The sequence below is a fragment of the Stenotrophomonas sp. STEN018 genome (assembly GCF_056760235.1).
This window is the reverse complement of record NZ_JBRREK010000020.1, coordinates 67,817-80,114: the sequence shown is the minus strand read 5'-3', so window position 1 is coordinate 80,114 and position 12,298 is coordinate 67,817. Positions and strand designations below refer to the sequence as shown.

Here is a 12,298-nt window from a genome sequence, read left to right as displayed (position 1 = left end):
TCCAGCGACACATTGCCCCGCTGCCGCGGCAGGCAATCCTCGATACGCGCGAATTGCGCAGGCGTAAGTTCCATGCGCAGTATGTTAGCACGTAGTGTTAACAGGCCCTAGTTGGCCAGTCGGCCTGAGCGTTCCAAGCGGTGAGCACTTCTGCATTCAGCCATTGCCGCAGCTCCTTGCCCGTGGTGAAGGTCGCCCCGGTATCAGCGACTGCTTTGATTGCAGCCAGCCGCGAATTGAAGCCGGCCTGGATTAGGATTGATGCAGAGCGGTTGAGCGTGCCGGTCACGACTGCCGGGACCGCAAGGCCAAGTTCATGGTCTTCTAGGCTCAGTCCATGTGCGCCTACCTCATCGCCATTTGCGCTGGCGCGGACCCTAATTGCTTCCATTGCCCAGGGCAGCCGGTAAACAAGGGCTCCTTCAACAAACTGAAGCACTTCCGATGGCTGATCTCCGCCCAGCGCGGCCAGAGGCTGCCCCATCAGCCAAGCACGCAAGATGTCGCGCCAGTTCGCCGGCAGCGGGTCGGGTATGAAGGGATAGAATGTGAATACACGCTCAGCGAGAACGGTGATAGAGGTGATTGCGACTTCAGCGTCACCCTCAAGGATCGCGCCATTGGCTTGGATGAGAAGTAGGTTGACTTCGGAGGCTATGGCATCGAGGGCATGACCCGTCGTCAGACCGACGCCTGCCAGAAAATAGCCACGGCGTTGAACGGCCGTCGACTGATTCCAGATCAGCCGGCTACGGGAGGAAAGACCTGCCTTTAACAACTGCTGGAATTGAGTATCCAGACGCTCCAGACGTCGCTGCCACAGAGAAGATTGGAGGATGTCGTCCAAGGCAGCCTCGATCCCTTCATTGGGAATGTCGTTTTCCCCAATGAGACTGAGAATGGCTGTATCGAGTGTCGCAACGTGCCGCTCCCAATCAGCCAGGGCGCGATTCCGGTCTTCCGGCTCCTCATTGCGGATCTCGGGAAAGGTCCAGGCAGCGGCGCTGTTGACAACATAGTCAACGAGCTGATTGATGTCTCCGCCGATGCGCGCATGCATCCGTGTCAGCAGCACCGCGACCAACTGAACGAGACCGCTTTCCATATCGCGCGCACCAAGGTCGGTGATGAGCGCTTCCCAGTTCCGCCGCTTCTTGGGGATGTCGTCGAACATTGGGAAGAGGACGATGCCCTCGACGTCGACATAGGCGCGTCCGGCGCGCCCGATGACGTTCTTGAACTCGCTGATCTCGATCCGCTCGCCGGCGCGGTGGAGCGAATACATAATGACGGCGGTCGCCGACAGATTGAGACCTTGGGCCAGGGTAGGCGAGGATATGGTGACCTTGAGGACGTTCTCGCGCAGCAGGCGCTCTACCTCCTTGCGATAGGCCGTCGGCAGGGCGCCATGGTGAAGAGCGACGCCGAGACGCAGGCATTTGAGGATGGCGCTGCCGGCGCCTAGCCATTCCTCGCCCAGCGCGATCGCGGTGTTTAGCACGTTAGGATCGGCCTCGAGCAGCGTGCGCAGGGCGCCGCGCTCATGCAGATCGACGATGACGTCGGCGAACGGCTCGACGCTGCGCCGCTCGGGGCAGAAAACGAGGACGGTCTGACCGTCGTCAACAAGCCGCCAAGCGGTCGCAAGGCAGAGTTCGCGCTGGTCGTCGGGAAAGAGCCGAGCGCGGCGACGCTTTGGTGGAATCCAGTTGGGCGGGGCAGCGCCGGTAAGGAAACGCTGGACCCAGGGCCTCTCGTCGCCGACGTGGAGGTTGAGTCGCGCGGTTGGCGACGTCCAAACAACCTCGCCGAACCGTAGCCGGGTCGGCCGCCAGTCATTCTTGATCAGTCCTCCCGGATGATCACGGCGGAGCCAGCCGGCGAAGTCATCGAGCTGGTCGCCATCGGGCAGGATGGCCGAGAGGCAGACGATTCGGCGCTCTTGAGCATCAGCACGACGCAGAAGCCGCTGAATCTGCACCTCGTAGCGAACCTCGCGCTCGTTGAGGCCGATCATGTGCCCTTCGTCGAACACCAGCAGGCCGACATCATCGAGCAGCGAAGGATCGTTACGGAGCGCGAAGTCGAGCTTCTCTGGCGTCGCGACGACGATGTCGCGCTCGCGAATCGCGTCCTCGTCGAAGCCGCTAATGCCGATGCTGCCATAGAGGGCCGAGATGGTCTTGCCGAGGGGCCCGAAGGTCCGTTGGAGCGTGGTTTCGGTCTGCGCCGACAGGGCGCGCAGCGGCGTGACAAACACGACCCTCTTGCCTCCGGCTAGGCAGCGCAGGATGCATAGCTCGGCGATGCGGGTCTTGCCGGCGCTTGTCGGCAGCGACACGACGAGGTCGTCTGATTGGTCGACAGCGCGTGCGGCCGCCTCGGTCTGTGAGGGCCATAAGTCGATCTCCGCCTTCGCCCGACGTTGAAGCAACGCGATGAATAGCTCGCGCAGACGCGGCCAGTCGGCCGCAACTCCACCAGCGGACTGAATCGGGACCCTTTCGTGGAACGTGTTCGTCCAGAGGTCCGAAAGCAGGTGGATCGCAACGCGATGCGCCCACCATTGGGGCAACATGTTCATCTCGCTGCAGATCGTCAGGCTTACGCGAAGCCGCTCCAACGCCTGATCGACGAGCACTCGCTCACCGCGTTCGAGCGCGAGAAAATAAAGAGACATGGCGGCCATGAAGGCATCAGTGAGCGCGGCATCCAGACTTTCGAAAAGGAAGTCGTCACCACCGGCGTCGGGCTGCACGGCAGCGCCCTCCGCTTGGTCGAGGTGGGCCTGGATCTCAGTGGCGATCCGGGCATCGCTGCCTTGGCCGGAGACCCGGTAGTCGAGAGTGCTGCTGCGTAAGGCACTGAAATTCCTTCGCATCAACTGAGCCAGCGCCCGCTCGATCGGTGAGAAATTCTCATCTGCCTCGACGATTGCGAGCAGTGAATAGGCGCGTGCGGACAGGTGCGCAAGATGATAGGCGGCCGCAGCCATAACGAAGTGGAAATCGCGATCGGTCTCCTGGCGGTTGCCTTTTGCCATCACCGCTTCAAGAGCCGTGGCAGCCTGTTCGAATGCCGCGCGAGCCTGAGTGTGATCGCTGCCGACCTCACGAAGGCGCAGGCCGAGGCCGAGCAGGGCATAGGCATAGCTGTGCAGGTCGTAGCTAAGCTGCGGTGCGAAGTCCGGCGCGTCGGGCGGAAGGGTGCCATCACGCCAGATGATCGCGCGGGCCTGCCCGCGAGCGAGCAGTCGGTTCCGAAAGCCGGCGGCCGTCGCCTCGGCGATATCTGCGGCGATGGCCTCAGGGGTTGTTGGCATCGGCGATCACTCGATCGTAAACAGCGCCGATAAAGGCGCCATGCCCTTCCACGCGAAGTCCGATCATCCATTGATTGATAGGCCCGGCATATGTCTGCAAGGAGGCGGCTAGCAGTGCGTCCGGGGCATTGCCTGAGAATGTGAAAAGCAGATGCTGGACACTCTGCAGCGGGATGCCATGCTTGAGCAGCGCATCGTCGATTGCATCGGCTAACTGCAGATTGCCGAGCTCTAGGAGGCGCGCGGAAACAAACTGCAGTGCGTGCGCCGAGGGCAGTCCTCCATCTTTGTCCAGCCCGGCGCGGGCTTCGGTCAGGACTTGTGCCGTCAATGAGGCGCGACTCTTTGCTTCCGTTTTCAGGAAGCGAAGACGTTGAGACTGAGGGTCCTGCAGGATGCCAATCACGTCGTCGCCACGCATCGCCATATTGCGATGGTCTTTCCAACGCAGGCGTTTGATCGGCGCCCTGTAGCCACCGCTGTGAGCATCGATCCATTCCGTCGCGTAGATCTCGCCGAGGTCGCCGGACCGAATCTGCTTCGTGGTCGGCAGTTTGCCTTCGATCAGGGCCGCGGTCGCGGGCTTGCCGAGCCGCACGAATGCGCGTGCCAATTGCTCTTCTGAGGCGTAGTGCGAGGGCACGATAGCTGCCGTCGCCTCGATGCCGACCCCTAGGCTAGGGGCCTGCCCGGTCATCACACGCCGATGGTGGATCCCCACCATCGTATCGACCGAAATGCACCAATGATGAAACTGGGCCATCCTCGCTCCTAATTAGTACGAAAAAAGGTCGCGTACGCGTATGAACGGTGCGCCGGTTTCTGCGGCGCGGCGGACTTTGCGTTCGAGGACTTGAGTGAGCGGGATTTCACGGTTGAGCATCTCGTAGAGGTCGAGGCCGTCCATGCAGATGACCCGTTTGCCGCGTCCAAAGGCGGCGAGGCCGTCTTCGGTGAAGCCGCTGTTGCTGACGAAGAGGCCACGGGTCCAGGCCGCTTTCTGCTCGATCTTGCCGTGAAAGGTGTGCAGTTCGGCGACGCCGATCGGCGGGCCACACCATTTTGCTTCGAGCAAATAGATCTCGCTCGCGAGTTGAAAGCTGCCGTCGATCTGTTCGCCGCGCAGTCGGAACGGCTCTTGGGCAGCGAGTCCGAAGGCGTCGAACAACCCTTTGAGGAAGCCCTCAAACGCATAACCGCGCGCATGCGGCGCCAAGACCGATACCTGCAGTAAGTCCGCTTTGATCTTGGTAATGGCCGCGCGGTCGACGGTAAGAGACTGGGGGCTTTTTGAAGGCCGCGACGGTTTGGAGTCGCCCGTTAAGCGGCTGATCAGGCCTTGATAGCGGGCCTGGGCATTAGTGACGGGGTCGGCGCCGCCGGAGCGGGTCAGATACTCGCTGCGATGCTCCCAGAGCGCTTCTAGAGTGCGAACGGCGGTCTCATCATCGCAGGTCTGAAGGAAATGGCGGAGGCGCTTACCCTTCGAGCCGCCATTGACCGCGTGCTTCGGATCGTCGATGTTGACCTTGAGTTCGGAGGCGAAGAAGTCCGAGAAACTTCTGTCGGAAAAATCCAACACGAAGCCTGGGCCCCGGACGAAGTCGACGAGGTCGTCAATTAGACGTAGGTCAATGGATCGAACCGAACTGATGAAGCCCCCCTTCCCTGAAAGCAGCCTTGAGAAGCTGTGGATTGCATCTTGAAGCATCGCAATCTTCGCAATAATGTCATCTCACGAAGGCCATGTCTCGTCAAACATCATTGGTACCGGCGCTAGTCACTACACACGTGAACCCTTGACCCGCGTCTTGAATGTCCGCTTCTGGCCGAAAGCCTCCTTCCGGGGGTTGCTGATCAACGTCGACCTGCTGATTGTCGACGGTTGGCTGGTTTGAGTGATCAGCCCCGTGAGTCTGCGCAGTCACCGGATCGCATCTCAGCTTAGTCTTGCGTTGCTGCTACCAGAGGCCTCCCCACCAGGCGCACCGGGTCGAATGAAAACACGTGCTCCAGCGGCGCATCATGGCAGCGACCAACCAGCCGGTCCGGAAACGCCGCCCGCCCGGAGTCCAGGTCGACCTCGGCCGAGCAGATCGGACACGTGCCCCAGTGGCGCACGACAGCAAACTCACGGGATCTCAGCTTCCGCCCCGGCACCGGCATGGTGCGAAGCTGTCCGTAGAGCTCGCTCATCGCCAGATAGGACGGCCCCGCCATCGTGACTCGCTGCGTCGGCAGGCGGAACACCGGCAGCGACACCCACCACAGCCACCCAGTAATCAGCATCGCGAGACCGAGCTGGGCTGGCGCGGCGGTGGTCACTGGCTGGCCCTTTGCCCATGAGGCGTACAGCCACCACCAGACGAGCCCAATCAGGGCCATGTTCAGGACGACGCTGCCGATGAGCACGTAGCCGCGCCATGACTGCACGGGGAACGGCCTGCTGCCCACCGTCAGCCTCAGCCACAGGGCTGGCTTGACGGGATCCATCTGGTAGCGAACCAGGGTCGAATCGATCTGTGATGAGGCGCTGTCCTCCTCAGGCTCCGCCTCAATGGTCCGGTGAAATTCGAAGGACAGCCTGGAGGGCAGCCCGCGGCCCCCGCCTTTCTTGACCACGAGGTGTGGCGTCAGGGAGCAGCCTTCCTGAGCGCACCTCTGGCGGATCTGTTCCTGGCGTGATCCCCACCAATTCTCCAGCTCGGTCGCCCGGAACGCCTTCAAGGAGGTATCTCCAGCCCCTTCCAGCTCCTGAAAGAGCGCCCGAAGGGTCGTGGTGTCCGTGTCAGGAGGCGGTTCACCGCGCGAAACAGCGGTCAGGGTCGTGTCCACGACCTCCCGAAGCACTCGAGCATTGCGCTGCTGGCCCCCCTCCCGATCCAGCCAATCAAGCGCCAATTGGAGGGATTTGACCTCTGGATTACCCGTTTGGGCGGGTTTGGAGCTGTTTTCGTCCATGGTTTGCCGCGAATTTTTGCTTTCCCTCCGATCAAGGAAAGCACCATGGATACCATCCCAGAGCCGTTCTCACTCCGCAATCCGTCCGGCAACCCGCAGGCGCGGCGCGGCGGGTTTCGAGTCCCGTTCGGGCTGAAAGACGGCCGGATCTGGGCACCGAGCGAGGTGCCAAAGGGCAAGGCGTGCGGCTGCGTCTGCCCGGCGTGCCATGCGCCCCTGGTCGCAAAGGCCCAGGAGAGCAGGCGCAAGCGCCCCCATTTCGCCCACCTGACCGACACCGGCTGCCAGACCGGTCGCGAAACCGGGATCCATGAGCGGGCCAAACAGCTGATCGCCGATCACCAGCGGCTGGTGGTCCCGGCTTGGACCGGCGACCCCATCGACATGCCAAACCCGCCGCGTGCCCGGGACGAGGATGGGCACCTCCATTGGGGGCGTCAGGTTGACCGACCGGCCTGCAGCATGGAGCTGCGCGACATTGAGATCGAGCGATCGTTCGGCACCTATACGCCCGACGTCGTTGGCAGGGATGAAGTCGGCGAGCTCCTGATTGAGGTTCGTGTGACCCATGCCGTGGGCGACATCAAGGCGGAGCGAGTCCAAGCCCAGGGCCGGAGGATGGTCGAGATCGACCTTTCCCAGCTGCACCGGGACATCCCCCATGATCTGGCGGCCTTCGAGCATGCGGTGCTCGATGACGCTGCCAACCGCAGCTGGATCTCGTGCCCCGAGGCAGTCGCGGAGTGGGAGGCCTACAAGCTGGAGCTGGAGGAGCAGGTTGCGGCAAGAAACCGGGAGATCGCTGAGCTGCGGAATCAGATGGTCAAGGCCGCCAAGGCTCGCCAGGAGCGCGAGGCGAGCCAGGCCAGGGACAAGGAGGGTCGGAGGTCCTACGTGCGCCGACAGAAGCGTGCACAACACGCCGCGGATCTGGGGCAGCTGATGGAGCTGACATCGCCTGAGCGAGTCGACGGGCTTCTACGCGAGTACCGGATCAGTGCAGAAGGCCGGGTCAGTGAGCTCCTGGACTCCGTTTCCCCGGCGGTTCGGTCTGCCTGTCTCCGCGCCCACGAGGATGCCTGGATCTTCGGCGTGGATCCGGCGCTTTGGCAGCTCCTGGCCCACTGTCATTTCGTGGCACAGCGGCGACCGGGTGACCGGTTCAACCAGAGGGACGTCGCCGCCTGGGTCCGCCGCAGCTTCCATCCCGAGCGGGAGCTGTACAGGCTCTTCGTCGCCCAGTACGCCAATCGGGCCGAGGCCCAGCGCGCGGGATTTCGCAAGCGGCGACTGGCCTACTGGGTGTTCACCGATGAGGAGAACGACCGGATCCCGAACTTCTACTCTCCCGTCAACGACTTCATCGACCGGCTGGAGTCCGCTCGAGTCATCCGGAAACTGCCGGCGCCCAAAGGCGAGTGTGAAGTCCTGGCGCCGCCGTCGACGGGGTTCATGCCTGCAGCGGCAGTTGGAACGGGGCTGTCTCCGGGGGGCTGGAAGTAGGAGTAGGTGGCCTCAGCCCAGCTTTTTTCTTTTTGTTTCAATGGGATAAGGTGATTGCGTCGTTGTTGACTACGCCCGAAAAGATGAACAAAAACTAAACAAAAGTATGGCAGTAGGAAATTACTGCAGAATTGCAATTGACCTACTTCTACTCGCGGTGCAATCTACGCTCAACAGCGGAGGGCACTGCAATGCACAAGACAAGGCATTTTCAGCAGCGGATGGGCCAGCGGGGCATCAATCAGGCGATGATCGATCTGGTGCTGGGGTACGGCGAGAATGAGGGCGACAAGGTCGTCCTGAGTCGCAAGAAGTCGGAGCAGCTCCGCGAAGCGCTCCGCACTCTCATGAAGATCATGGACAAGGGGGGACTGGTGGTCGTTGCCGAAGGCGACGCCCAGATCACCACGTACAACTACACGGGCAGGGGGCACTGATCATGGCCAAGGACAATGCCGGGCAGGTCCTGTTACAGGTGCAGGAACACTTCCGCAGCACCTCTCTCCGCCCCGATGAATCCAGGCTGCTGGCGTTCCAGTTGCTCACCTGGGCGCATCTGTCGGCTAAGGGCAGGCTTGCTGCCGATGTCACGCTTGATACCGCTCTGGCCCAGGGAGGCGTCGATGGGCTGCTGAGCGTACTCAAAAAGCTGTTCTGGCAGCCCGGCGCGCTGGGCGTGGCGTTCTTCAACGCCACTCGATACGTCGAGCAGGCAAATGATGCGGTCTTCGCCGCGCTTAGAACTGTGAAGTACCTGGTCGACGGTGGCGTGTTCGAGAGGTTCGCGTCGGTCGATGTTGCCGGGGACCTGCTTGGTGACGCCTTCGAGGGTTTCGATGTGCCGGTTGAGCTGGCACGTCTGATGAAGGACCTGGCGATCGATGAATCCACGCAGTCGGCATACTTGCCCTGGGAAAATAGTGGCCGGCTTGTCGGTGTGCTGATGGATCATTCCAGCCTGCGCGTCCACGCTGAAGTACACGCGGGATCGCAGATTGCTGCATTGCTGGCCCTGTTTCGTGATGCGCCTACAACAGTTGCGTCAAGCGATCCGCTGCGCGCGCCCGCAGCAGTCCATGGGGGACACCTGGAAAGGTTCGATGCAACCTTGTCGATTCCCCCGATAGGAATGACGAGCGGCGTCGATGACGTGGTGATGCAAGACATCTACAGCCGTTTCCCTGCGGCCAAGGCGAGCACGATGGGCCTGATGGTGCAGCACATGGCAGCCCAGACGGACGGGATCGCCGTGATTGTTGTTCCGAACAGTTTTCTGTTCAGTTCGGGCAAGGATCGGGATGTTCGCGATTACCTGTTGAAGCAGGGCTGGGTCGAAGCAGTCATCGCGATGCCCAATGGAGTTTTCCAGTCCAGTGGGCTGGGGACATCCATGCTTGTGCTGAACACGCTGGCATGCCATCGCCGCGTTGGGTTCGTGGATGCATCGCTGCCGCATTTCCATGCGCCGGTGGGGAAGGGGCGGGTGGTGCTGCAGAACACCGACTTCATTCAGGACTTCTGCCTGAGCCTGAGGGGCGAAGCTGACACCAAGGCACCCGCTCAACGCCAAGAGACGGGCTCGTATGCGGAAATGGTCGGCGCGGATGAAATTTTCGCCAACGATGCCACGCTGGATGTCGGTCGTTACGTGATTCCAAAACAGCAGCGCGAAGCGCAAGCGCGCCTGGAAACCCTGCCAACCGCAACACTGGAGGATGTGGTCCGCATCCTCATTCCGGTCTCCAACAGGGATCGCGGAGTGGATGTGGCAGAAGGAGTCGAGGTTCTCGAAGTTGGGGCCGCCGATCTGCCCAGCACCGGCTACATCCACACTCCTGAAAAGAGCGTGAGAGTGCGCTTGGCGACCAAGCGTTCCGGCAATCCAATGGACATCTTCCTGCGGCCGCGTGATCTGCTTTTGGTCGTGAAAGGCACCGCGGGCAAGGTCGGCATCGTGCCGGACAACGTGCCGCCACCGGGAGAGGGCGGCTGGATCGCAGGGCAATCGTTTGTGGTCCTGAGGGGGGAGAGGCCTGAAGTGGACCTACGTGGCTTGGGCTTGTGGCTGCGATCGAAGATGGGCCAACAGGTGTTGGAAGGCATCAAGACCGGCGCAACCATTCCGATGATGTCCATCAGCACGCTACGAAAGCTCAAGGTATTTGCACTGAACGCGTCCCTGGCCGATGCGGCGGTCGATATTCTGGAGAGAGAAAACGAACTGCAGATGCAGATCGAGGGTTTACAAGCAGAGCAAGCCGAGATCGCCGAGGACTTCTGGACTGAACTTCTCGCAGAACTGCAGCAGACGCACAAGGATCAGAACACCGCATGAACATCCAGCGACTCGAAGGCGACCTGTGGCAATCAGCAGACGACCTCCGCGCCAACTCCAAGCTCACTGCCAGCGAATACTCGATGCCGGTGCTGGGGTTGATCTTCCTGAGACACGCCAGCAACCGTTTCAACGCCTACCTGCCGGACATCGCCGCCGGGATCGACCCCAAGGTTCCCGCGTCGCGGCGGGAGGCGCTCATCAAGCTGGGCTTCCAGGGCAAGGCCGCCATCTACCTGCCGGAAGCCGCGCGCTTCGAGCACATCGCCAGCCTGCCGACCGGTGCCAACGTAGGCGAGGCGATCGATGCAGCCATGGACAGCATCGAAGCCGAGCATGAAGTCCTGCAGGGAGCACTGCCGCGCGGCTACGCCGCGTTCGAGCCGGACCTGTTGGCACGCCTCATCAAGATCTTCGACGGGGAGGCGATCCGCAACGCCACTGGCGACGTGTTCGGGCGCATCTACGAGTACTTCCTCAACAAGTTCGCCATGACCGGGGCCCAGGAGGGCGGCGAGTTCTTTACCCCGCCATCCCTGGTGCGGATGATCGTCAATGTCATCGAGCCCGACCATGGCCTGGTGCTGGACCCAGCTTGCGGATCAGCGGGCATGTTCGTGCAGTCCGGCCACTTCATTGAGAGCCATGGACAGGATCCGCTGGATGCCGGCGTGGTCTTCCATGGGCAGGAAAAGAGCGATACCAATACCAAGCTGGCCCGCATGAACCTTGCGGTTCACGGCCTGGATGCCAGCAATATCCGCCAGGGCAACACCTTTTACGACCAGATCGAACCACTGATTGGCGAGTGTGACTTCGTGATGGCCAACCCTCCGTTCAACGTGGATGGGGTGGAGACCAAGAGGGTCGAAGGCCAGGTTGCGCCCGATGGCCGCTTGCCATTCGGCCTGCCAGGTTTGGCTGCCAAGACCGGGGCGATCTCCAACGCCAACAGCCTCTGGATCCAGTACTTCTACGCGTACTTGAATCCGACGGGCCGTGCCGGGTTTGTGATGGCTTCCAGCGCCTCGGACGCCGGGAACAAGGACAAAGAGATCCGCGAGAAGCTGGTCAACACCGGCCACGTGGATGTAATGGTCGCCATCGGCAACAAGTTCTTCTATACCCGCACTCTGCCTTGCACGCTGTGGTTCTTCGACAAGGGCAAGCCGGAGTCGCGCAAGGATACGGTGCTGATGCTCGATGCGCGCAATGTGTACACGGTGGTGTCGGCGCGATCGCATGTGTTCAGTGAGGAGCAGCTCGCCAACCTCAACGCCGTGGTGTGGCTTTATCGCGGACAAGGGGACAGATTTGCCGCCCTGGTAGCCCGCTATCAGCAGCATGCAGATGGATGGCTGAAGGTGCTGCCAGAGCGCCTGAAGGCTGACACGGCGGCAATCGAATCGCTGGCGCGCCACCTTACTGTGTTTGCTAAGGACGCGACGCTGACCGAACTTAACGACGGTGTGGATGACGAGGCCCGGATCGATGAAGCGACGCTGGAGACCTTCAGGGAAGAACTTGACGCGGCTCGGGAGGGCGGCAAGGACATCGGGCAAGCCGTCGCAGACCTTGAAGCGGCGGTGACGATCGCATGCAAGGCGATTGCAAAGGCCAGGTCAGAAAAGCTTGCCAGTGTGAAGGCCGCGCAGGCCGTGCTGGAGGACCTTGCGCCTCATTTGAAGTCCACGGCTCGGCAGCTTGAGACTCGGCACAAACAATGGCTGAGGCTGTTGGACAAGGCTGAGAAGGAGCTGCGCGCGCGCAAGAGCGACGCGTTCGATGCCAAGGCCATCCGCGACGCCAGGCGCGCCTTGCTAGCCGCCGACCAGAATCGGAGAGAAGAGGCTACGGTGCGCGATCTGGCGTTGGAGGCGCTGAAACGGACCAGCTACTTCATCGCGCAAGCGCACTGGCTGCTGTCACGCTTTCCTGACGGTGTATTCGTGGACGTTCCGGGCCTGTGCGCGGCCGTCACCCGTGAGCGCATCAAGCAGAACGATTGGTCGCTCACGCCGGGGCGCTATGTCGGCGTCGCGCCGATCATCGAGGATGACGAGGAGGGGTTCGTCGACCGGATGCGGACTATCCATGACGAGCTGGCGGAGTTGAATGAGAGGGCGTCCGAGCTTGCGGCGACCATTAGCGCCAACTTCAAGGAGCTGTTGGCGTGA

General features: G+C 61.7%; 8 protein-coding genes. 4 read left to right on the top strand and 4 right to left on the bottom strand.

What is annotated here, in order from left to right:
• Positions 1-97: 97 nt before the first annotated feature.
• The 4 genes from ACVOMB_RS09855 to ACVOMB_RS09840 all read right to left on the bottom strand — a co-directional run bounded on the left by ACVOMB_RS09855 (position 98) and on the right by ACVOMB_RS09840 (position 6,283).
• The gene (locus ACVOMB_RS09855) at positions 98-3,322 is read right to left on the bottom strand and encodes a DEAD/DEAH box helicase (RefSeq protein WP_481530992.1); all 3,225 of its coding nucleotides are present in this window, start codon (positions 3,320-3,322) and stop codon (positions 98-100) included.
• Positions 3,306-4,085 (bottom strand): Hachiman antiphage defense system protein HamA, encoded by a 780-nt coding sequence (locus tag ACVOMB_RS09850; protein ID WP_099470517.1) that lies wholly within the window; start codon positions 4,083-4,085, stop codon positions 3,306-3,308. Before ACVOMB_RS09850 ends, ACVOMB_RS09855 begins: the two co-directional genes overlap by 17 nt.
• Positions 4,086-4,097: 12 nt before the next feature.
• Positions 4,098-5,033, bottom strand: a complete 936-nt coding sequence (locus ACVOMB_RS09845) for a restriction endonuclease (protein WP_414609399.1) — start codon at positions 5,031-5,033, stop codon at positions 4,098-4,100.
• Positions 5,034-5,266: 233 nt separating this feature from the next.
• Complete coding sequence (locus ACVOMB_RS09840) at positions 5,267-6,283, bottom strand: hypothetical protein (protein ID WP_099470518.1); 1,017 nt, start codon at positions 6,281-6,283, stop codon at positions 5,267-5,269.
• Positions 6,284-6,328: 45 nt separating this feature from the next.
• Between ACVOMB_RS09840 and ACVOMB_RS09835 the strand changes: the two genes are divergently transcribed.
• The 4 genes from ACVOMB_RS09835 (at position 6,329) to ACVOMB_RS09820 (ending at position 12,298) form a co-directional block, all read left to right on the top strand.
• On the top strand, positions 6,329-7,786 hold the full coding sequence (locus ACVOMB_RS09835; RefSeq protein WP_099470519.1) for a competence protein CoiA family protein: 1,458 nt from the start codon (positions 6,329-6,331) through the stop codon (positions 7,784-7,786).
• Positions 7,787-7,977: 191 nt separating this feature from the next.
• Positions 7,978-8,223: a DUF4258 domain-containing protein gene (locus ACVOMB_RS09830; RefSeq protein ID WP_099470520.1), complete on the top strand. Its 246-nt coding sequence runs from the start codon at positions 7,978-7,980 to the stop codon at positions 8,221-8,223.
• Between the two features lie 2 nt (positions 8,224-8,225).
• A complete protein-coding gene (locus tag ACVOMB_RS09825) occupies positions 8,226-10,121 on the top strand; it encodes an N-6 DNA methylase (protein WP_423170774.1) in 1,896 nt (631 codons plus the stop codon).
• Entirely contained in the window at positions 10,118-12,298 is a 2,181-nt protein-coding gene (locus ACVOMB_RS09820; RefSeq protein WP_099470522.1) for a type I restriction-modification system subunit M, read from the top strand. The genes ACVOMB_RS09825 and ACVOMB_RS09820 overlap by 4 nt, the downstream gene beginning before the upstream one ends.